The organism is Agrobacterium deltaense RV3 (assembly GCF_900013505.1).
Lineage (GTDB): Bacteria > Pseudomonadota > Alphaproteobacteria > Rhizobiales > Rhizobiaceae > Agrobacterium > Agrobacterium leguminum.
The window spans coordinates 126,801-149,088 of the sequence record NZ_LT009745.1 but is presented as its reverse complement, the minus strand read 5'-3'; the positions used below and the strand labels follow the sequence as shown (position 1 = coordinate 149,088).

The 22,288-nt window shown below is 59.4% G+C and carries 20 protein-coding genes; 8 read left to right on the top strand and 12 right to left on the bottom strand.

Features of this window, described 5'->3' with window-relative positions; translation table 11 throughout:
• Positions 1-8 precede the first annotated feature (8 nt).
• The 5 genes from AGR7B_RS00715 to AGR7B_RS00695 all read right to left on the bottom strand — a co-directional run bounded on the left by AGR7B_RS00715 (position 9) and on the right by AGR7B_RS00695 (position 4,907).
• On the bottom strand, positions 9-860 hold the full coding sequence (locus AGR7B_RS00715; protein ID WP_080855787.1) for a C40 family peptidase: 852 nt from the start codon (positions 858-860) through the stop codon (positions 9-11).
• 18 nt (positions 861-878) lie between these two features.
• Positions 879-1,223, bottom strand: coding sequence for a MarR family winged helix-turn-helix transcriptional regulator (locus AGR7B_RS00710; protein WP_080855786.1), 345 nt, complete (start codon positions 1,221-1,223; stop codon positions 879-881).
• A gap of 363 nt (positions 1,224-1,586) precedes the next feature.
• Positions 1,587-2,693, bottom strand: coding sequence for a DUF475 domain-containing protein (locus tag AGR7B_RS00705; RefSeq protein ID WP_065654712.1), 1,107 nt, complete (start codon positions 2,691-2,693; stop codon positions 1,587-1,589).
• Positions 2,694-2,984: 291 nt separating this feature from the next.
• Complete coding sequence (locus tag AGR7B_RS00700; RefSeq protein ID WP_121490394.1) at positions 2,985-3,902, bottom strand: DMT family transporter; 918 nt, start codon at positions 3,900-3,902, stop codon at positions 2,985-2,987.
• A 123-nt stretch (positions 3,903-4,025) separates the two neighbouring features.
• Positions 4,026-4,907: a LysR family transcriptional regulator gene (locus tag AGR7B_RS00695; RefSeq protein WP_080855785.1), complete on the bottom strand. Its 882-nt coding sequence runs from the start codon at positions 4,905-4,907 to the stop codon at positions 4,026-4,028.
• 106 nt (positions 4,908-5,013) lie between these two features.
• Between AGR7B_RS00695 and AGR7B_RS00690 the strand changes: the two genes are divergently transcribed.
• Entirely contained in the window at positions 5,014-6,510 is a 1,497-nt protein-coding gene (locus AGR7B_RS00690; protein WP_003524451.1) for a CoA-acylating methylmalonate-semialdehyde dehydrogenase, read from the top strand.
• 92 nt (positions 6,511-6,602) lie between these two features.
• Here AGR7B_RS00690 and AGR7B_RS00685 read toward each other — a convergent pair whose 3' ends face one another.
• Complete coding sequence (locus tag AGR7B_RS00685; protein WP_245317682.1) at positions 6,603-7,652, bottom strand: Fe(3+) ABC transporter substrate-binding protein; 1,050 nt, start codon at positions 7,650-7,652, stop codon at positions 6,603-6,605.
• 173 nt (positions 7,653-7,825) lie between these two features.
• Between AGR7B_RS00685 and rirA the strand changes: the two genes are divergently transcribed.
• The 7 genes from rirA to AGR7B_RS00650 all read left to right on the top strand — a co-directional run bounded on the left by rirA (position 7,826) and on the right by AGR7B_RS00650 (position 14,095).
• Positions 7,826-8,296: an iron-responsive transcriptional regulator RirA gene (gene rirA / locus AGR7B_RS00680; RefSeq protein WP_059759126.1), complete on the top strand. Its 471-nt coding sequence runs from the start codon at positions 7,826-7,828 to the stop codon at positions 8,294-8,296.
• A 170-nt stretch (positions 8,297-8,466) separates the two neighbouring features.
• Positions 8,467-9,513 (top strand): AbrB family transcriptional regulator, encoded by a 1,047-nt coding sequence (locus AGR7B_RS00675; RefSeq protein WP_080856934.1) that lies wholly within the window; start codon positions 8,467-8,469, stop codon positions 9,511-9,513.
• Between the two features lie 141 nt (positions 9,514-9,654).
• Positions 9,655-10,566: a glycine betaine ABC transporter substrate-binding protein OsmF gene (gene osmF, locus AGR7B_RS00670; RefSeq protein WP_003524447.1), complete on the top strand. Its 912-nt coding sequence runs from the start codon at positions 9,655-9,657 to the stop codon at positions 10,564-10,566.
• 93 nt (positions 10,567-10,659) lie between these two features.
• A complete protein-coding gene (locus tag AGR7B_RS00665; protein ID WP_162934004.1) occupies positions 10,660-11,826 on the top strand; it encodes an ABC transporter permease in 1,167 nt (388 codons plus the stop codon).
• Positions 11,823-12,761, top strand: a complete 939-nt coding sequence (locus AGR7B_RS00660) for an ABC transporter ATP-binding protein (RefSeq protein WP_080855783.1) — start codon at positions 11,823-11,825, stop codon at positions 12,759-12,761. Before AGR7B_RS00665 ends, AGR7B_RS00660 begins: the two co-directional genes overlap by 4 nt.
• Complete coding sequence (locus tag AGR7B_RS00655; protein WP_080855782.1) at positions 12,758-13,498, top strand: ABC transporter permease; 741 nt, start codon at positions 12,758-12,760, stop codon at positions 13,496-13,498. The genes AGR7B_RS00660 and AGR7B_RS00655 overlap by 4 nt, the downstream gene beginning before the upstream one ends.
• 108 nt (positions 13,499-13,606) lie before the next feature.
• The gene (locus tag AGR7B_RS00650; RefSeq protein WP_162934145.1) at positions 13,607-14,095 is read left to right on the top strand and encodes a gluconokinase; all 489 of its coding nucleotides are present in this window, start codon (positions 13,607-13,609) and stop codon (positions 14,093-14,095) included.
• Here the strand turns inward: AGR7B_RS00650 and AGR7B_RS00645 are convergent.
• The 6 genes from AGR7B_RS00645 to AGR7B_RS00620 all read right to left on the bottom strand — a co-directional run bounded on the left by AGR7B_RS00645 (position 14,092) and on the right by AGR7B_RS00620 (position 22,245).
• Positions 14,092-15,393 carry an NAD(P)/FAD-dependent oxidoreductase gene (locus AGR7B_RS00645; RefSeq protein WP_162934003.1) on the bottom strand — a complete coding sequence of 434 codons (1,302 nt, stop codon included), beginning with the start codon at positions 15,391-15,393 and terminating at the stop codon, positions 14,092-14,094. The two genes, AGR7B_RS00650 and AGR7B_RS00645, sit on opposite strands and share 4 nt — an antisense overlap.
• 1 nt (position 15,394) lies before the next feature.
• Positions 15,395-16,756 (bottom strand): glutamine synthetase family protein, encoded by a 1,362-nt coding sequence (locus AGR7B_RS00640; protein WP_161987720.1) that lies wholly within the window; start codon positions 16,754-16,756, stop codon positions 15,395-15,397.
• 254 nt (positions 16,757-17,010) lie between these two features.
• Entirely contained in the window at positions 17,011-18,258 is a 1,248-nt protein-coding gene (locus tag AGR7B_RS00635) for an NAD(P)/FAD-dependent oxidoreductase (RefSeq protein WP_078051417.1), read from the bottom strand.
• 101 nt (positions 18,259-18,359) lie between these two features.
• Positions 18,360-20,000 carry an ABC transporter ATP-binding protein gene (locus tag AGR7B_RS00630; protein ID WP_078051543.1) on the bottom strand — a complete coding sequence of 547 codons (1,641 nt, stop codon included), beginning with the start codon at positions 19,998-20,000 and terminating at the stop codon, positions 18,360-18,362.
• A gap of 5 nt (positions 20,001-20,005) precedes the next feature.
• Positions 20,006-21,151, bottom strand: coding sequence for an ABC transporter permease (locus tag AGR7B_RS00625; protein ID WP_078051418.1), 1,146 nt, complete (start codon positions 21,149-21,151; stop codon positions 20,006-20,008).
• Positions 21,151-22,245 (bottom strand): microcin C ABC transporter permease YejB, encoded by a 1,095-nt coding sequence (locus AGR7B_RS00620; protein WP_065654722.1) that lies wholly within the window; start codon positions 22,243-22,245, stop codon positions 21,151-21,153. The genes AGR7B_RS00625 and AGR7B_RS00620 overlap by 1 nt, the downstream gene beginning before the upstream one ends.
• Positions 22,246-22,288 lie beyond the last annotated feature (43 nt).

The following is a 22,288-nucleotide window of genomic DNA, read 5'->3' as shown; positions in this document are numbered from 1 at the left end:
CCGCCTTTTCAGTCTTCCAGGCGGCGGAAAGCCGTCGGCTTTTCGTAAAGCCAGCCGATGCGCTCGATGGCCGCATCGAGATTTTCGCGTGCGACATTCATCGTATGGCCATTGGCATGCAGCAGAACTCCCTCGTTTTCCATGAGGCCGACATGGCCCTTCCAGAAGACGAGATCGCCGCGGCGCAATTCATCCCGCTCTATTTCGACGCCGAGCGACTTCACCTGCATGTCGGTATCGCGCAGAACCCGCCGGCCCGCCATGGCCATGGAAAGCTGCACGAGGCCGGAGCAATCGATGCCGAAACCGGAACGGCCGCCCCAGAGATAGGGGGTCTCGATAAAGCGCAGTGCTACCGCCACATAATCCTCTTCAAGCGCCTCATCCACGGCGCGACAATGGGCGGCGATGATGCCTTCGCCCTTTTCGGTCAGCAGGTAACGGGTGCCGCGTGTCTCCGCCTCGCCGACGATGCGGATGAGACTGCCCATGGACAGCGCGGCGACCGGCGGTTTGCGCAATTCAGCGGCTGGATAGAGAAAAGTGCGCGGTGCAATCACCCGATGTGTGGCGACAACGACATCGCCAATCGCCGTTTCCGGCACATAGCCGGCATAACCATCTGCATCCGCCTGCACCCATGCCCAGCCGTTCGCGTGCTCGAAAACACGGATGGTTTCGCCAGACAGCAGCTCGGTATCGATGCCGGCGGCAAGGTCTGGCGTCGGCCGCAGGCCAACAACCGGCACAGCGATCTGCGCGGGCGAGCCGCTGACAAAACGCTCGGCCTGCACCACGCCCTGCAGCTTTTCATCGGCGAGATCGGAGCGGAAGACATTCAGGCGGCGGTCGAGCATCATGGGTTTCACATCCAGAGGTTAGATCTTGCGTGCCTGATCAATAATCAGATCGCCGAATTTTTCCAGATAAAGCGCACCGGCCACCGTGCGTTTTATCACGACATTGCGCTTGTCCCGCTCATCCCGAACCCGGTCGACCAGTCCGAGAGCACCCAGACTGTCGAGGGCGCGGGTAATAACCGGTTTGGTCACACCCAGCATGGCGGCGATACCGCGCACGGTGTGCGGCGGCGGCACGAGATAAATCTGCAGCAGGATGGCGGTTTGACGCAAGGTCAAATCCGGCTGATCGTCAATGACCTGCGCCGTGGATACACGATGCCAGAGACCCAGTGCCTCCGTGGGCGACAATTGTGCAGGCAAACCGTGACCCTTCCAGTCGTTGTCTTATCGTTTTCATTCAACCGAACGGAAAACTCAAGAACCATCCCGCACAAACAGAACCGCCGCACGGCGCAGATCAGAAAGATCGCGCGGCGCGGCGGTATTTGTTGACCCGTTTTCGAGCCATAATGTCCCCTCTGGACTTGCAGAATGGGATGCAGGAAGCGTGCCAGTTTTGATGCAGCGCACAAATACCCGTAAAAACAGCAACTTAAGGCATGAACTCCGCCTTGTGGCGAAATTTTCCGCAAAGGACAACTAGCAACAAAAACAGGCAAAAAATAATTCAATGATTAAAAACTGCCTTCCGCCGCGACAGCGGAAGGCATGGGTAAATGCGGATCAGATCTCCGCGCCGCGCGCAGCCTCGACCGCATCGACATTCTGTCGCCGGTTATAGCGGATCGACGACCAGAGCGAGATGCCGATCAGGCCCGCGCCGCCAAGGCCCGTGATGACCTCCGGTATATGCACCATGGTCTGCACGTACATGATGACGGACAGGATAAGGATTGCATAAAAGGCACCGTGCTCCAGATAGCGATATTCGGCCAGGGTTCCCTTCTCGACCAGCATGATGGTCATCGAACGCACATACATGGCGCCGATGCCGAGCCCGATGGCGATGATGAAGAGGTTCTGCGTCAGCGCGAAAGCGCCGATAACGCCGTCGAAGGAGAAGCTGGCATCCAGCACTTCGAGATAAAGAAACGCACCGAAGCCGCCTTTCGCCGCGCCTTCCAGCATTTCCTGGCTGCGGTCGAGAATGCCGCCGACGACTTCCACCAGCAGGAAGGTCAAAAGACCCCAGATCGCCGAATGGAAGAAGGTGTTGGCCGCGACCGGACCAAGTTCCGGATTGTCGCTAGCACCGATGATGCGGGAAAAGATCAGCATGACGACCAGCACGAAGGCAATCTCGATGCCCTTGACGGAGGAATAGGTTGCAGCCTTTTCCTCGATCCAGCGCACCCAGTGCACGTCCTTTTCATGGTCGAAGAAGAAGTTGAGACCGACCATCATCAGGAAGGTGCCGCCGAAAGCCGCAATCGGCAGATGGGCGTCACGCATGATTTCCGCGTAACGTTCCGGCTGCGTGGCCGCCATGACAATCGCCGTCCACGGGCCGACATTGGCCGCGACGACGACTATGAGCAGCGGGAAGACGATACGCATGCCGAAAACGGCAATCAGGATACCCCAGGTCAGGAAGCGATGCTGCCAGACCGGTGTCATATCCTTGAGCTTATTGGCGTTGACGATGGCGTTGTCGAAGGAGAGCGAGATTTCCAGCACCGCCAGCACGACGCAGATGAAGAAGATCGTCGCCGTACCGCCGACCGTTCCGGTCATTTCCCAACCGAGATAACCGCCGAGGATCAAACCGACCACGGTGACGATAAAAGCCCACTTGAAGTAGGTAAGCGTGTTTTTCTGGGCAGCGCTCATGTCCGGTCGCCTCCCATAAAGAGGGCGTTCAGGGGCCGACGCAGGGCGTCAGGCCGCACGCAGAAAGCACGCGCGCGAAGCACATTCAGGTTTTTCATAGTTTTTAATCCGCCGGCCAATTTTTGCAGGCGGTACCGACATCGCGAGAGCGCCGTAAAACTCTCGCCAGAGGGGCCCGGCACCTTTGTTTCCTCTGCCGTTGCGAGACAAATCATCGCAGGGCTCTTTCTTACTCCCTGAAGATCACGCCTTCGTCAAGTCCCGTGATCGTGATCAAGGCCTTGAGGAAGATCAAACCTGCTCTGCGGCCAGATCTTCAGCGGTTTCGCGGCGGCGTTTGAGAGTATTTTCGCGGAAGAAGATATAAAGGCCGGAAAGAACGATCAGACCCGCGCCGACGACGATACTCGTCTGCGGCACGTCGCCGAAGAACAGCCAGCCGAAAATTACCGCCCAGAGCAACAGCGTATATTGCAGCGGCGCGACGGTGGCGGCATCGGCGAGTTTAAGCGCCCGGTTGACCAGCACATGGGCCGTCATGGCGACGACGCCGAGCAGGCCGAGGAAGGCGAGATCGAAACTGGACTGAACCGGCAGCCATCCCGATGGCGTGAGGAATACCGCGACAATGCCCGCAAGCGCCGCACCGATGATCTGCCAGAAGGCAAGCACCGTATCCGGCGTATTGCGCAGCTGGCGGCCAGACAACATCATGAAGGCAAAGGCGGCGCTGCCGAGGATCGAAAACAATGCTGCGGAGGTGAGGCTTGCCGAACTGGGTTTGAGCGCAATGAGAACGCCGACAAAACCGATGGCAATGGCCGTCCAGCGACGCCAGCCCACTTTTTCTCCGAGCAGAAACGGCGAGAGCGCCGCCACATAGATGGGGGCGGCCAGCCAATAGGTCATGACATCGGCGAGCGGCAGGGCCGCGACCGCGAAATAGAAACAGAAAAGCTCTGCGGTGGAAAAGAAAACGCGCGCAAACTGAAGGCCGGGACGTTCAATTCTGACAAGGCCGGAGAGGCCGGCACGCCAGACGATCGGAACGAGGATAATAAGCGCCGCCGCACTGCGAATGAGGATCACCTGACCCTGGCTATAGGTGGCTACGAGCCATTTCCCCATGGCGTCGTTCAGTGCGAAAAGCAGCATTCCAAGCAGCATGACGGCCACGCCGAGGCCAGTCGGCGAAAGCTTACGTATCATAGACATGTCAGTTCCGATCTCTCCCAATGGCTGCATTGGTCGTCCAGCCTGCCATCCTTTGTCAAGCCCCGAACTGCCGGGCCGGAATAATTAATAGTACTAATAATGTCGGCGTGTTGGATGTCAGGTGAAGATTCGCCGTTCTTCGGCCACCAGTTCCTGGAGAAAATCGACCACCGTGCGGACGCGGACCAGTTGACGGGCGGATTCGTGATAGGCGGTCCAGTAGGACCGGCTGATGGTGAGGTGCGGCATGATCCGCAGAAGTTCGGGATATTGCCCGGCGATGTAATTGTGCAGGATGCCGATGCCCGCACCGGAACGCACCGCCTCGGTCTGCCCGGTGGCGCTGGAGATTTCAAAGGCGGCGTCCCAGTCGCGCATGATCTCACCGGTAAAGTTCAGTGAAGGCGAAAAGATCAGGTCCTCCACGTAGCCGATCCGCCGGTGGCGCTTCAGCGCCTCGACATCATCAGGCGTTCCATAATCGGCCAGATAATCCGCCGAGGCATAGAGGCCCAGCGAATAGTCGGTGAGCTTTGAAAACATCAGCCTGCCCTGCTCCGGCCTTTCGATGGTGATGGCTATATCGGCCTCACGCTGCGACAGTGAGAAGGAACGCGGCACCGGCACGAGCTGGATTTTCAGATCGGGATAACGCGCCGTCAGCCGGCCGAGCCGCGGCGCGAGGAAGGAGACGCCGAGACCATCCGGCGCGCCGATGCGCACCGTTCCCGCCACCGCCGTATCGACGCGGCCGAGATTTGCCTGGGCATTCAGCATTTCGGTTTCCATGCGCTCGGCGCCGGCAAGAAGGCGCTGCCCCTCTTCGGTCAACTCGCAGCCATTGGTGCTGCGCAGGAAGAGCTGCGTGCCGATGGCCGCTTCCAGTGCGGAAATGCGCCGGCTGAGGGTGGCATGGTTGACGCCAAGCTTTCTGGCCGCCGAAAGAAACTGGCCGCTTCTAGCGACGCTTAGAAACAAACGCACATCATCCCAGTTCACGGCACCCTCTTTGTGTCTATTTTTGCACAATGGATGCTTATTTCAGGCGATTGATTTGTGCAAATCGAAAGGTAATGCTGCGCCATCACATTCTGGAGGAAAACCCATGAAGGAAATTGGTCATTTCATTAACGGCAAGCATGTGCCGGGCACCAGCGGCCGCACATCGAATGTCTACAACCCGGCCACCGGCGAAGTTCAGGCAACTGTCGCGCTTGCAAGCGACGCCGAACTGCGCGCCGCCGTGGAGAGCGCCAAGGCTGCGCAGCCGAAATGGGCCGCCACCAACCCGCAGCGTCGCGCCCGCGTTTTCTTCAAGTTCGTCGAACTTCTGAACCGCGACATGAACGAACTGGCAGTGCTGCTCTCCAGCGAGCATGGCAAGACCGTTGAAGATTCCAAGGGCGATATCGTGCGCGGCCTCGAAGTCTGCGAATTCGTCTGCGGCATTCCGCACCTGCAGAAGGGCGAATTCACCGAAGGCGCCGGCCCTGCAATCGACATGTACTCGATCCGCCAGCCGGTTGGCATCGGCGCGGGCATCACCCCGTTCAACTTCCCCGGCATGATCCCGATGTGGATGTTCGCGCCGGCAATTGCCTGCGGCAACGCCTTCATCCTCAAGCCTTCCGAGCGCGACCCATCGCTGCCGATCCGTCTTGCCGAACTGATGATCGAAGCCGGTCTTCCGGCCGGCATCCTGAACGTCGTCAACGGCGACAAGGGCGCTGTCGACGCCATTCTGACCGATCCCGATATCGGCGCGGTCTCCTTCGTCGGCTCGACGCCGATCGCCCGTTACGTCTATGGCACGGCCGCCATGAACGGCAAGCGCGCGCAGTGCTTCGGCGGTGCGAAGAACCACATGATCATCATGCCGGATGCCGATCTCGACCAGGCGGTAAACGCGCTGATGGGCGCAGGTTACGGTTCGGCGGGCGAGCGCTGCATGGCTGTTTCCGTTGCGGTTCCGGTTGGTGAGGAGACGGCAAACCGTCTCGTCGAAAAGCTCATTCCGCAGATCGAAAGCCTGAGAATCGGCCCCTATACCGACGACAAGGCCGATATGGGTCCGCTCGTCACCAAGGAAGCGCAGACGCGCGTCAAGGGCCTGATCGACAGCGGCGTCGCACAGGGTGCGAAGCTTCTGGTCGATGGCCGCGACTTCAAGCTGCAGGGCTATGAGGACGGCTATTTCGTCGGCGGCTGCCTGTTCGACCACGTGACCCCTGACATGGACATCTACAAGACGGAAATCTTCGGACCCGTTCTCTCCGTTGTTCGCGCCAAGAATTACGAAGACGCGCTGGAACTGCCGATGAAGCATGAATATGGCAACGGCGTTGCCATCTATACCCGCGACGGCGATGCCGCCCGCGACTTCGCAAGCCGCGTCAATATCGGCATGATCGGCGTCAACGTTCCGATCCCGGTTCCGCTTGCCTATCACTCCTTCGGCGGCTGGAAGGCTTCGAGCTTCGGCGACCTCAACCAGCACGGGACGGATTCGATCAAGTTCTGGACAAAGACCAAGACGATCACCTCGCGCTGGCCGTCGGGTATCAAGTCGGGCGCTGAATTCGTGATGCCGACAATGAAGTAAGCCGGGAAGCCGGTACACAAGCAAAAGCCCCGCTGGAAAAACAGCGGGGCTTTTTATTTGATTTCGGCTGGGCGGTAAGGGCTGCGCCGGGATCAGTTGGTCGGGCCGTCGTTGAAACCCACTTCATCCACCAGTTCGGACGCCTGCTTGCGATGGGCGGCTATGTCCGTCAGCGGCAGCTTGTCCGGATTGATGGGGCCGAAGCCCTTCACGACATCGGATGGCTCCGCGCCGGGCAGCACCGGATATTCGAAGACCTGCTTGGCATAGATTTCCTGCGCCTCGCGGGAGGCCAGGAATTCCATAAGCTTCAGCGCATTGTCTTTGTTGGGGGCGTACTTCGTCAGCGCCATGCCGGAAATATTTACATGTGTGCCGCGATCGCCCGCATTGGGGAAGATCACCCGCACCGATCCAGCCCATTCCTTTTCTTCCGGCTCGCGATCATTGGTCAGCATCAGGCCGACATAATAGGTGTTGCCGAGCGCGATGTCGCATTCACCGGAAAAGATCGATTTCGCCTGGCTGCGGTCGGTTCCGTCAGGCTTGCGGGCGAGATTGTTCTTCAGGTCGGTCAGCCATGTGCGGGTATAATCGACGCCGTGATGGGCAATCATCGAGGCGATCAGCGCGATATTATAGGAATGCTGGCCGTCGCGAATGCAGATCTTGCCCTTCCATTTCGGATCGGCAAGCTCCTCATAGGTAATGTCCTTCTGGGTCACCCGCTCCTTCGACGCATAGACCACCCGACCGCGCGTGGTGAGACCAAACCATTCGCCCTCGGGATCGCGCAGATTGGCGGGAATATCCTTTTCGATGACGGGATCGTTGAGCACCGGCTGGGTAACCTTGCCCTCCTTCGCCTCGACGAGACGGGCGATATCGACCGTCAGCAGCACATCCGCGGGCGAATTGACGCCCTCGGCCTGAATGCGTTCCACCAGCCCCTTATCGAGAAAAAGCACATTCGCCTCTATCCCGGTTTCCTTCGTGAAAGCATCGAGCAGCGGCTGGATCAATTCAGGCTGGCGATAGGAATAGACGTTAACCTCCCCTTCTGCCAGAGCGACGGGCGCGGCGACAAGGATCGTCAACCCTGAAAAAACGGCAGCGGAAAAGTATGATTTCAAGCTTGCCATTATGAATGCCTCCATTACATTCCGATTCTTGACTTGTTTGTTCATGAATCATCCGGACGGTCAACAAGGCTGTTCGAGAAATATCGGATGGGTGCCAGTTTTTTCAGTTTCTGGAATTGTTCTAAACTGAAAAAGAGACTATATAACTCCACATTGAGAGTTAGGAGACCAGCATGCGCTTGACCAAACAGACCAACTATGCCGTTCGCATGTTGATGTATTGCGCCGCCAATGAAGGCCATCTGAGCCGCATTCCCGAGATCGCCAAGGCTTATGGCGTTTCGGAGCTGTTCCTGTTCAAAATCCTGCAGCCGCTCAACAAGGCGGGCCTGGTGGAAACCGTGCGCGGTCGCAACGGCGGCGTGCGCCTTGGCAAACCCGCCGAAAAGATCAGCCTGTTCGACGTAGTGAAGGTGACTGAAGACAGCTTCGCCATGGCCGAATGCTTCGAGGACGGTGCTGTGGAATGTCCGCTCGTGGATAGCTGCGGCCTCAACTCGGCCCTTCGCAAGGCGCTCAATGCCTTTTTCGACGTTCTGGCGGAATATTCGATCGACGATCTCGTCAAGGCTCGGCCCCAGATCAACTTCCTGCTGGGCCTCGATACGGAAATGCCGAAGATCGCCGCCCTTCCGGCTGCCTGATCATCCCATTGCCGCATCGGCAATTGCCATAGCCCGTGTCCTTCAGGCCACGGGCTTTTCTTTTATAGAATACGCATGAAACGTAATATTTTTGATCCTGCGTGTTGACGTCGCGAATGGAAGCGGCGCATTTGGTCGCGAGCTTTTTCAAGCAACCAATCAGCGTCGCAATGATCATCAAGCCTGAATTCCATACATTTGCACTCACCGCGCTCGTCGGCAGCATAGGGGCGCTACTCGCCAGCCTCATCGATATTCCGGCGCCTTTTCTTTCCGGCCCGGCACTTGCGGTGACGATCACGGGGCTGGCCGGTGTAAGGCTTGGTGTTCCCGCCTTCATCCGCAATGCCTGTTTCGTCGTCGTCGGCATTTCTATGGGAACGAGCGTGACGCCCTCCGTGATCGACGCGGCAAAGACCTGGCCCGTGAGCTTCGTCGTTGTGCTCGCCGCTGTCGTTATCATGCTCTATGTCGCCTACTGGATCCTGCATTACGGCTTCGGTTACGACCGGACAACGGCGATGCTGGGCGCCTCTCCCGGTCATCTCAGCTATATCATCAGCCTCGGCGCCGAGACGAAAAGCGACCTTGCGACCGTCAGCATCGTGCAAAGCGTGCGGGTGCTGGCACTGACGCTTTCCGTGCCGCTGATCGTCGAATATTTCGATCTCGTCAGCACGGAACCGCTTGTGGCCAACCCGCCAATGGGCCTTTTCACGCTGGCGCTGACCATCGGCGCATCGCTTCTGACCGGCTGGCTTTTCCTGCGCTGGAAGTTTCCGGCCGCGCTGCTGCTTGGCGGCGTCGCCATTTCCATCGGCACCCACATTACCGGCCTTACCGAAGGCGGCGTTCCCACCTGGCTCAGCCTGCCCGTCTATGTGCTGATCGGCTGCCTTATCGGCACCCGCTTTTCGAATGTCTCACTGATGGACGTGCGGAAAGGCTTTCTGGCCGGCTTCGTCGTTACCATCGCCGTGATGCTGATCGCCGGAAGCATTGCCTGGATGATTTCCGGGGTGACCGGCGTTCCGCTCAATGCCGTCATGATCGCCTATTCGCCGGGCGGCCTGGAGACGATGGCGGCGATGGCGGTGATGATGCATGCCGATACCGCCTATGTCGGCTCCCACCACGTCATCAGGCTCCTGTTTCTTTCGGTTCTAATGCCGCTGGTCATGGGCAAGGATGCGCGCAAGCGCGACGGCGAAACCTGACCGTCGGCGTGTAGCCGGAGCCATCGGCGCGAAAACGCAGACGGCATGCAACCATTTTTCCTCCCGGCCGTTTATATTCGGCCGCAATTGCGGCGGCGATCTTTTGCCTGTTCGGCAGGCTGACCCACCGGAGGAACATTCATGAACCGCTTGATGACGTTGACGGGCGCCGGACTTGCGCTTGCCCTTTCTGTTTCCATCGCTCAGGCGCAGGTGGTCGTGTCGTCGAAGATCGACACGGAAGGCGGTGTTCTCGGCAACATCATCCTCGCCGTCCTTAACCAGAACAAGATCGAAACGACGGATCGCATCCAGCTTGGCGCCACGCCGGTTGTGCGAAAGGCGATAACGGCCGGTGAGATCGACATCTATCCGGAATATACCGGCAACGCCGCGTTCTTTTTCTCCAAGGCGGACGATCCGCTCTGGAAAGATGCAGCCAAGGGCTATGAAGAGGCGAAAACACTCGACTTCGATGCCAACAAGATCGTCTGGCTGACGCCATCGCCGGCAAACAACACCTGGGCGATTGCGCTGCGCAAGGATGTCGCCGACAAGAACAATTTGAAGACGCTTTCCGATTTTGGCAAATATGTCGCCGATGGCGGCGAAGTCGTGCTTGCCGCATCTTCCGAATTCGTCAACTCCGCCGCCGCGCTCCCTGCATTTCAAACCACCTATGGCTTCACCATGAAGCCTGACCAGCTGATCACGCTTTCCGGCGGCGACACCGCGGCCACGATTGCCGCCGCCGCCAACCAGACCAACAATGCCAATGCCGCCATGGTCTATGGCACGGATGGCGGCATCGCGCCCTCCGGTCTTGTGGTGCTGGAGGACGACAAACATGTGCAGCCGGTCTATCAGCCAGCGCCGATCATTCGCGAAGAGGTTCTGAAAAAGCACCCGAATATCGAAGAGCTGCTGAAACCGGTGTTCGAAAAACTCGATCTCGCAACGCTGCAGGATCTGAACGCCCGCGTTCAGGTGGGCGGCGAACAGGCCAAGACCGTGGCGCTCGACTTTCTGACAAAGAACGGCTTCGTCAAGTAGCCGCTCGCGGTGCCGGAGGGGGTTGCGGGAACCGGTGCGTTCCTGTGGTCCCCTCCCAAATCATACACGGGCCAAAAGACAGGGGAGCAGGATTTGACGAAATGGCCTGACAAAGTGGGCGTTGTGATTTCGTGCCTGCTTCTTTATGCGCTTTTTGCCTCACCTTTCATGACATTCCGTGCCAACCGGATCGTTCAGGGCGAGACACGAACGGTCTTTGAAGCTCTTCCGGGTTCGGCTGCAACTGTTCTCGTCACCATCGTTCTTCTTTCGGCCTTCATCGCCTTTTTCCGCTTTCCCACGCGATTGAAACTCGTATTCGCGCTCACCGGTCTTGCGGCACTGGCGGTTTTCGTCGGGCAGGCGGCATCTTTCCTCATGCCGGAGGGCAACGGTTTTGCCCGCGTTTCACCTGCCAGCGGCTTCTGGCTGATATTTGCCGGGCTGGCTCTGCTCGCTACGGATTGTATTGCCCGTCTTGAGCCGAAGCCCGCTGCCCGGATTTTGCTGCTGCTGGTGGCCATCGCCGCGCTCGCTGCCGTGCTGATAAGCGGCCTCTGGAACGACCTCTCCATCATCAAGGAATATACCGGCCGGGCCGATACATTCTGGACCGAGGCTTTGCGGCATGTGGAACTTGCCATCGGCTCGCTGATCGCAGCGACCGTGGTGGGCATCCCCCTGGGGATACTCTGTTACAAGGTCGAGCGGTTGCGCGCAGGCGTACTGAACAGCCTCAACATCGTCCAGACCATTCCCTCCATCGCCCTTTTCGGCCTTTTGATCGCACCGCTCGGGTGGATCGCGGCCACTGTGCCGGGTGCCGCGAGAGTCGGCATTGCCGGCATCGGCATGGCGCCCGCTTTCCTGGCACTGTTTCTTTATTCGCTGCTGCCGGTGGTTTCCAACACGGTGGTCGGTCTTTCCGGTGTTTCGCAGGCGGTCCGGGAAGCGGCGCGCGGGCTTGGCATGACGCCGGTGCAACGGCTGCTGCGGGTGGAATTTCCGCTGGCCATGCCGGTCATCCTCACCGGCATTCGCATCGTACTGGTGCAGAATATCGGCCTGGCGACGATTGCCGCCCTGATCGGCGGCGGCGGCTTTGGCGTTTTCGTATTTCAGGGCATCGGGCAGACAGCGATGGACCTCGTGCTGCTCGGCACCGTGCCGACGGTTCTTCTCGGCTTTGCGGCCGCGATGACACTCGACGCCATCATCGACAGCAATCTCTTCAGCGCAGGCGGAAGGCAAAAGGCATGATCGAAATCGACACCATCACGAAAAGATATGGCGATGCAGCCGTCGTGGATCAGGTATCGCTGACTGTCGCGCCGCGCACCGTCACCGTCATCGTCGGCACCTCCGGCTCGGGAAAGACCACTCTGCTGCGCATGATAAACCGGCTGGTGGAGCCCACCTCCGGCACGATCCGTATCGATGGTGAGGATGTCAGCGCGATACCCGGTTTCAAGCTGCGCCGCCAGATCGGCTACGCCATTCAGGGCCATGGCCTGTTTCCGCACCGGACGGTGGCCGAAAATATCGCGACCGTTCCGCAGCTGATCGGCTGGGATCGCAAGCGGATCGAGGCGAAGATCCACGCGCTGATGCAGCTCTTCCAGCTCGATCCCGCGCTTTATGCCGACCGTTTCCCGCATGAACTCTCAGGCGGTCAGCAGCAGCGTGTCGGCGTGGCGCGTGCGCTGGCCGCCGAGCCGAACATTCTTCTGATGGACGAACCCTTCGGCGCGCTGGACCCGGTGATCCGCGCCAAGGCCCAGAACGATCTTCTCGATATCCAGAAAAAGCTCGGCGTGACCGTCGTTCTCGTCACGCACGATATGGACGAGGCCTTTCATCTGGCGGATCGTATCGCCGTGATGGACAAGGGCCGCATCGTGCAGGACTGCCCGCCGGCCGAACTGGTGCTGAAACCGGCGACGGATTTCGTGCGCACCATGATCGGCGAAAACGAACGGGCGCTGAAACTGCTGTCCGTTCTCTCCGTTGCCGATGTCGTGGAGCCGGGAAACGCAGAGGGCGAACCGCTCAGCGAACATACAAGCCAGCGCGACGCTCTGTCGGCTATGTTATGGGCGGGCTGCGATGCCTTGCCGGTCGTCAGGGACAATGGGCAACCCGCCGGCCGGGTTCGGCGTGACGTTCTCCTCCAGCGTGCCGCCGGAGCCCCATGAAAAACGCCTTATCCTTGTTTGCCCTCGGTTTCCTGACGCTGGCGCTGGCCATCTTCCTTGCCGTGCCACAGGTCTTCGCACCGTTGTTCCGCCCTCTCGTGCAGGCCAATGCGCCGGCAATCTACACGCAGGCCAATCTGTTTTCCCTCACGCTGTCGCATCTGACCATTGTGGCGATTGCCACGGGGCTGGCCACGCTCACGGCGGGAGCGCTCGCGGTTCTCGTCACCCGGCCGTTCGGGGCGGATTTCCTGCCGCTGTCGCGCAGCATCGTCAATATCGGCCAGACCTTTCCGCCGGTAGCGGTGCTGGCGCTGGCCGTACCGATGATCGGTTTTGGCGAAAAACCAACGCTCATTGCCCTGTTTCTCTATGCGCTCTTACCGGTATTCGAAAATGCGCTGACGGGTCTTACAACCCTGCCCGCCGCGGTGATGGATGCCGCGAGAGGCAGCGGCATGACCGGCTGGCAACGCCTTGTCAAAGTGGAGTTGCCGCTTGCCCTTCCAGCCATTCTCGCCGGCATCCGGCTTTCGGCGGTCATCAGCCTTTCGACCGCGACCATCGGCTCGACCGTCGCGGCGCGCACCCTCGGCGAAGTGATCATTGCCGGCCTGCAATCCAATAATCTGGCCTTCATTCTTCAGGGCGGGCTGATCGTTGCGGCGCTGGCGATCCTGATTCACGCTGCCTTTTCCGCCCTGGAGAAGAGTGCGGCGCGCAAAACCGGGCACTGACACAGGCAAGCCCCGCATTTTTATATTCCCGATACATGCCGCACATGGTAGGGGCTGACCGTCGAAACAGAAACATTCGAGGTTCGGGTGACACAGGCAATTGTCGTGATGGGAGTGAGCGGCTCCGGCAAGTCCACGGTCGCGGAAGCAGTGGCGGAGAAACTGGGCGTTGCTTTCATAGAGGGCGACAAGCTTCACCCGAAATCCAACGTCGATAAAATGTCCGAGGGTATTCCGCTGACGGACGAAGACCGCTGGCCCTGGCTCGATCTTATCGGCGCGGAACTGCGCAAGGGCAGCGAAAGCAACGGTGTCGTCGTTTCCTGCTCGGCGCTCAAGAAAATCTATCGTGACCGGCTTCGCAAGGCCACTGGCGGCCCGCTGGCTTTCGTCTATCTGGATGGCAGCCTGGAGCTTCTCAGCCGGCGCATGGGCGAACGCAAGGGCCATTTCATGCCGCTTTCGCTGCTTCAAACCCAGCTTGCCACGCTGGAAGTGCCGACCGGCGAACCGGGTGTCGTGACCGTCAGCATCGATGCCACACCGGAGGATATTGCGAATAACGCACTTTCCGGTTTGAAGACGGTGACGTTCTAAAATCCGAGCCTGTCGCGCAGGCCGTACCACCATGCGCCAAGCACGGTCAGCGGCACCCGGAAGGTCTTGCCGCCGGGGAACGGATAATTCGGCAGCGAGCTCCAGATATCGAAACGTTCGGCGTGGCCGGCAACGGCCTCGCCCAGTATCTTGCCGAGCAGATGGGTTGTCGTCACACCATGGCCGCTGTCGCCATGCGAGAAATAGATATTGTCCGACAGCCTGCCCATATGCGGAATGCGCGTCAGGGTCAGCGCGAAATTGCCGCTCCAGGCAAAGTCGATCTTCGTTTTTTCCAGTTGCGGGAAGGTTTTGAGCATGTTCGGGCGGATCACGCCCGTAAGGTCAGCCGGATCGCTGCCGCCATAACCGATGCCGCCGCCGTAGAGCAGGCGGTTATCCGAGGTGCGGCGGTAATAATCGAGAATGTAATTGGCATCCTCGACGCAATAATTGGCGGGCAGAAGGGCCTCGATCAGATCGGCATCGAGCGGCTCCGTCGCCATGACCTGGCTTGAGACCGGCATCATGCGGTCGCCGATTTCCGGCAAGAGTTTGCCGAGATAGGCGTTGCCGCAGACGAGGACATATTTCGTCTTGACGCTGCCTGTTGCCGTGCGCACCACGGGGTTTGCGCCCTGCTCCACCGCAATGACCCGCGAATTTTCGAATATGCGAGCACCGAGGCTTTCCGCCGCCGCCGCTTCGCCCTGCACCAGATTGAGCGGGTGGATATGCCCGCCGAAGCGGTCGATCATGCCGCCGGCATATCGATCGGTCTTCACATAGTTGCCGACATCCGCCTTCGAGACCATTTCGAGCCCGCCATGGCCGTGTTTCTCCCAATGGGTTTTGTGAGCCTCCATCTCGCGGATCTGTTTCGGCGTGAAGGCGGCGAAGAAACCGCCATCGACGAGATCGCAATCGATGGCGTATTTGGCGATGCGGTTGCGGATGATCGCGCCGCCTTCAAGCGACATTTCGCCGAGTTTCACCGCCTTGTCATGCCCATAGCGGCCAGCGATGGTTTCGAGATCGCGGCTATAGCCGTTGACGATCTGGCCGCCATTGCGACCCGAAGCGCCGAAGCCGACGCGGACGCCTTCCAGAACGATGACGGAATAGCCGCGCTCACTGAGTTCCAGCGCGGCGGAAATGCCGGTAAAGCCACCGCCGATGATGCAGACATCGGCGTCCAGCCCGCCTTCGAGCGTCGGCCGCACGGTTTTGACATTGGCCGAGGCCGCATACCATGACGATGTGTGGCCGGGATTGGGAATGTTCGTTACCTCAGCCATTTCACACCGTCCTGATATAGGCGTCATATTCGACGTCGGTTACACGCAGGGAAAATTCGGAAAGCTCCTGCTGTTTGCAGGCGGAAAACAGCGTGCGGTACTTCTGGCCAAGCGTCGCATAGGCAAAGCTCGACCGCGTGAAACGTTGCAACGCATAGTCCCAGTTGGTGGGCAGCGGCTCGTGATTGATCGCGTGGCTGTCGCCGGCAATCGCGCCCCCCGGTTGGCGCTTCTCCTTCATGCCGGCCAATGCGGCGCTCAGGATCATCGCGACAACGAGATAGGGATTGGTATCGGCGCCGGCGACCCGGTGTTCGATACGGGTCGCGGCCTTGCTGGCAACGATGACACGCACAGCCGCCGAGCGGTTGTCGATGCCCCAGGAGGCGTAGGTCGGTGCGTGTTCGCTGGGGGTCAGACGACGATAGGAATTGGCATGGGGGGCGAAGATCGCCATGCTTTCACCCATGTTTTCCAAGAGGCCGCCGACCGAATGCATCAAAGCATCCGATGGGCCATCCTCTCCGGCGTAGATGTTCCTGCCGTCCCTGTCGAGAACGGAAAAATGCACGTGCATGCCGTTGCCGGCCTGCAACCCATAAGGCTTGGCCATGAAGGTGGCGTCGAGATCATGCCGCCGCGCCACGCCCTTGACGATACGTTTCAGAAAGACCGCGAAATCGGCCGCCTGCAACGCATCCGGAACATGATTGAGGTTGATCTCATATTGGCCGGGACCGTTTTCCCGCAACGTCGTATCGGCAAGCACGCCCTGTGCGCGGCAGGCCGTGGCAATATCATGGAAGACGTCCTCGAAATCCTGCAGTTCGGAAATCGACAGAACCTGGGTCTGGCCCGTGTGCCAGCGGCCCTCGCGGCTATGCGGCGGACGGACGGGATCGAGCGCGGAGCGGACGGGATCGATCAAGTAAAATTCGAGTTCGGTGGCAACGACCGGTGTGAGACCGGCCTTTTTATAAGCGTTCAGAACCTGCGCCAGAACATGGCGCGGATCGCCATAAAAGCCGGTTCCATCCGGATTTTTCATTGCCAGCAGAACCTGCGCCGTCGGGCGGCCAAGCCATGTCACCCGCGACAGCGTGCCTGGAACGGGGAAACAAAACCCGTCCGGATCGCCCGTGCCTTCCGCAAGGCCTGCGGCATGCACATCCCGGCCCCAGATATCCAGCGCATAGACCGACCGGGGAATGGCCATTCCCTTTTCAAGAACGTCGATTGCCCGTTCGCGCGGAATCCATTTGCCGCGCGGCACGCCGTTCGCGTCTATGACGAAAGCTTCGAGAATTTCGATATCGGGGTTATCGGCGAAAAATTTCTTTGCGTTTTCAATATCATCCATCATGCACCAGCCAGCCGTTTCCATCTCGTTTCATGCGCAGCGAGTTGCGCTAACGAAAGTCGTCCTGCTGCTGATAGATGAGAAACCTCGCCACCATGATGACGTTTCGCCCCTTTTCCCCTTTAGATCATTACATGATCTAAATTATATAGTTAGAACGGGATTTCAGGCGAAAACCGCTTACACTTTTCGCCATCCCGCCCCAGCATGCGACCATGTTACGTGGCCTGTCCCCGGAAGGCCAGCGGATTTAGCTATCAGGGATTGAACCTTTCAGGGCGATAGGCGTCGATGGCGATAACCGGCGTTTCACCCAGCATGGTTTCCGCCAATACACGGCCGGTGATCGGCCCAAGTGTAAGGCCATGGTGGGCGTGCCCGAAAGCAAACCACAATGTTTTATGGCGCGGCGCTTTGCCGATGATCGGCATCATATCCGGCGTGCAGGGCCTCGCACCCATCCACGGTTCCGCATCCAGCCGGCCGCCGAGAGGAAAGACGGTGCGCGCCACCCGCTCTGCCCGCTCGATCTGCACGGGAGATTTCGGTGCATCGCGTTCAGCAAATTCCGCGCCCGTCGTCAGGCGGATGCCCTTTCGCATCGGCGCGAGGAAATAACCGCGCTCGGCGTCGATCAGCCAGTTATTGAGCTTCGTGCCCTCCTGCGGCGCATAATGCATGTGGTAACCGCGTTTCACACCGAGTGGAAAGCGGTAACCCAGCCGTTCCGTAACGATATCCGCCCAGGGGCCAAGTGCCACGACGGCATGTTCGGCCTCGACCGCGCCGGTTTCGGTGCGCACCGTCCACCCGCTCACCGTCTGGCTGAGGGTGGAGGCATCGCCCCTGACGAAGCTTCCGCCGAGGCTCTCGAACAGCCGGACATAAGCGAGCGTCAGCGCATGCGGATCGCGCACCGACCAGGGATCGTTCCATTTCAGGCCGCCGACGAAATCATGGCTCAGATGCGGCTCGGCTGCGGCAAGCTCCTCGGCGTCGAGTTTCGTATGGGAAATGCCATGGTCGCGCGCCAGACGCTCGGCGAAAGCAAAATCGGCATCCCGCCTTGCGGCGGTTCTGTACGCCTCCATCCAGCCGTTCTTGACGATCAGATCACCGGCTTTCGCCTCCTCGATCAGGATATTGTGCTCCGAAACCGAATGCTCGATCAGCGGCGCATAGGCGCGGGCAATTGCCGCGTGGCGCGAGGCTGCGGAATTGTACCAGTAGCGGCCGAGAAAAGGCGCGATCTTCGGCAAAGCGGAGAGGTGATAGCGGGCATCGATGCTGTTGTTCAGGGAATAGCGCAGCAACAGGGCGAGATCCTGCGGGAAGGCATAAGGCACGACGCCTTCTCTCTGGATCAGCCCGGCATTGCCGAACGAGGTCTCCTCACCCGGCCCGCGCCGGTCGACCAGCACCACCGACTTACCCCTGCGGGCCAGTTGCAAGGCGATGGAGACCCCGATGATCCCTGCCCCCAAAACGATCACATCCGCTGCCATGGCAATCAATCCGTTTCCGCGTCACATGCCCCTCAACATGGGTCGGCATTTTCCGCGAAGCAACAGAAAAATCATCACCTTAACAGAAACAGCAATGCAGCCTAGTGGCTTATAGCGTTCGTTTTCATCGCCTCGATGTTGAAGGCGGCCGCCAGCAACGCCTTGGTATAGTCCTGCTGCGGGTCAGCGAAGATTTCCGCCGCCGGGCCGCTCTCCACCACCTTGCCATGGCGCATGACGATCAGGTCGTTGGCGAGCGCCTTCACCACCTTCAGATCGTGGCTGATGAAGAGATAGGCGAGTTCGTGCTTCGCCTGCAGATCGCGCAGCAGATCGACCACCTGCGCCTGCACGCTCATGTCAAGCGCGGAGGTCGGCTCATCCAACATGACGAAACGCGGTTTCAGCACCATGGCGCGGGCAATAGCGATGCGCTGGCGCTGGCCGCCGGAAAATTCATGCGGATACCGCCAGCGGGTGGCCGGATCGAGGCCGACCTCTTCCAGCGCGGTGGCGACACGCGTATCGCGCTCGTCGGCAGACAGAGACCGCTCATGCACCTTCAGGCCTTCCGCGACAATCTCGCCGACCGACATTCGTGGACTGAGCGAACCGTAAGGATCCTGAAACACCACCTGCAGCCGGTTTCTGAGCGGCTTCATCATTTCATAGGAATAGTGGTCGATCGACTGGCCGATGAAGCTGATACGCCCTTCAGACGCAATCAACCGCGAGAGCGCCAGACCGAGCGTGGTCTTGCCGGAACCGGATTCGCCCACCACGCCCACCGTCTGGCCGGCGCGGAGGGTAATATCGATGCCATCGACCGCCTTCACATGGTCGACCACCCGGCGCATCAGCCCCGCCTTGATGGGAAACCAGACCTTGATATCGTCACCCTGCATGACCACGGGTTTGCTGGCGTCGGAATGTGGCGGCTCGCCCTTCGGCTCCGCCGCCAGAAGATGGCGCGTATAGGCGTGCTGCGGATCGTTGAAAACCTGCTCCACGGTGCCAGTCTCGACAATCTTGCCCTTGGTCATGACGCAGACGCGATCGGCAAACTTGCGAACGATGCCGAGATCGTGGGTGATGAACAGCATGGACATGCCGTGCTGCCTTTTCAGATCGCCGAGCAGCTCCAGAATCTGGGCCTGAACCGTCACGTCGAGCGCCGTCGTCGGTTCATCGGCGATCAGCAGTTTCGGCCGGTTGGCAAGCGCCATGGCAATCATCACGCGCTGCCGCTGGCCGCCGGACAATTCATGCGGATAGGCCTTCAGGCGTTTTTCCGGTTCACGGATGCCAACCTGCAACAACAGTTCCAGCGTGCGCGCCCGCAACTGCGCTCCGGTGATTGCCTGATGCAGTTCCAGAATCTCGCCGATCTGCCGCTCGATGGTGTGGAGCGGGTTGAGCGAGGTCATCGGCTCCTGGAAAATCATGGTGACGTCGTTGCCGCGGACCGCGCGCAGGGAGCGTTCCGGCAAAGTCAGCATATCCTTGCCGTCGAACAGGATTTTCCCCGAGGGATGGCTTGCCGCCGGATAGGGCAGCAATTTGAGAATGGAGTTCGCCGTCACGGACTTGCCGGAACCGGACTCGCCGACGAGGGCAACGACTTCGCCCGGCATCAGATCGAAGGACACATGATCGACAGCGATGCTCGTCGCGCCGCCCTGATGAAAGGCGACGGAGAGATCGCGGACGGAGAGAAGCGGTTGGGTCTTTGTTTCCGTCATGGCGATCACCGGAACGTCTTGCGTGGGTCGAAGGCGTCGCGCACCGCTTCACCGACGAAAATCAACAGTGACAGCATGATGGACATGGTGAAAAACGCAGTGAGGCCAAGCCAGGGGGCCTGAAGGTTGTTCTTGCCCTGCGCGATCATCTCGCCCAGCGACGGCGAACCCGGCGGCATGCCGAAGCCGAGGAAATCGAGCGAGGTGAGCGTCGTGATCGAACCGGAGAGGATGAAGGGCAGGAAGGTCAGAGTCGCCACCATGGCGTTTGGCAGAAGGTGGCGGAACATGATCGTCCAGTTACCGACGCCAAGCGCACGGGCGGCGCGGACATATTCGAAGTTTCTGGCCCGCAGGAATTCCGCGCGCACAATGCCGACGAAGCCGACCCATGAAAAAAGCAGCATGATGCCGAGCAGCACGAAGAAGCCCGGCGGCAGGATGGCCGCGATGATGAGCAGGATATAAAGCACCGGCATGGACGACCAGATTTCGATGAAACGCTGCAACAAAAGGTCGGTCCAGCCGCCGAAATAACCCTGGATCGCACCGGCGGTAACGCCGACAAGGGCCGACGCGATGGTCAGCGTCAGACCGAACAGCACGGAAATGCGGAAACCGTAGATCATCCGCGCCGTGACATCGCGCGCCTGATTGTCGGTTCCGAGCCAGTTGAGATTGCCAAGCGTGCAGCCGGGATCGGCATCGCCCTGCGGGTAAGCCGAGCAGCGATCCTTTTTATCCATCAGCCAGAAGGGCGCAGTGGGCGCCGAATGGGGAATATTGGAATTCACCGTCTGATAGGAATAGCGGATCGGCGGCCAGATCATCCAGCCATTGGCGTTGATCTCATCCTGAATGAAGGAGGATTTGTAATCGGTCTGGGCAAGGAAGCCGCCGAATTTTTCCTCCGGATAATCGACCATGACCGGCACCAACAACTCGCCCTTGTAGGAAGCGAGAATGGGTTTGTCATTGGCAATGAATTCCGCAATCAGGCTCAGGAAAAACAGGAGCAGGAACAGCCAGAAAGACCAGTAACCGCGCCGGTTTGCCTTGAAATTTTGCCAGCGGCGCTTGGTGGTCGGCGAAAACCACGGGCGCTTCGGTTTTACCAGCGTTTCCGTTTCGGCGGCATGGGCAAGTGTCATCACACATCCCTCCGCTCGAAATCGATACGCGGATCGATCCATGTATAGATCAGGTCGGAAATAAGGCCGACGACGAGGCCCATCAGCGAGAAGATGAAGAGCGTGCCGAAGACGATCGGGTAATCGCGGTTGACGACCGAGAGATAACCGAGGCGACCTAGACCGTCGAGCGAGAAGATATTCTCGATCAGCAGCGATCCGGTGAAGAAGGCCGAGATGAAGGCGCCGGGAAAACCGGCGATCACGATCAGCATCGCGTTGCGAAAGACATGACCATAAAGAACCCTGCGCTCGGTAAGGCCCTTGGCGCGGGCGGTGATGACATATTGTTTCTTGATTTCGTCGATGAAGGAGTTCTTGGTCAGAAGCGTCGTTGTAGCGAAGGCCGAAAGCGACAGCGCGATGAGCGGCAGGGTCAGGTGCCAAAAATAGTCGATGATCTTCTGCCACCAGTTCAGCTGATCAAAATTATCCGACACCAGACCGCGCAGCGGGAACCAGTCGAAGAAGGATCCGCCGGCGAAGAGGACGATAAGCAGGATACCGAACAGGAAGCTCGGCACGGCATAACCGATGATGATGATGCCGGAGGTCCAGACATCGAAGGTCGAGCCGTCGGACACGGCCTTCTTGATGCCGAGCGGAATGGAGATGATGTAGGAAATGATCAGGATCCAGAAGCCGAGCGAGGCCGAGACCGGCAGTTTGTCGATGATGAGATCGATCACCGAGGAATTGCGGAAGAAACTGTCGCCAAAATCGAAGCGGATGTAATTCCACATCATTTCGAGAAAACGGGTGAGCGGCGGTTTGTCGAAACCGAACTGTTTTTCGAGCTTGGCGATCAGTTCCGGATCAAGACCCTGCGCACCGCGATATTTCGAACCGCTATCATCGAAACCGCCGGACTGGCCCATGAGATCGCCGCCGCCCGATAGCCGGTCGGAGGCGCTGTCGCCCTGCCCGGTCAATTGCGCGACGACCTGTTCCACCGGCCCGCCCGGCGCGAACTGGATGACGAGAAACGAAATGCCCATAATGCCGATGATGGTCGGGATCATCAGCGCCAGACGTCTGAGGATATAGGCGCCCATCAGCCTCTGCTCCCGGCCGATACGTCAGCGGTTTTCGTTTCTG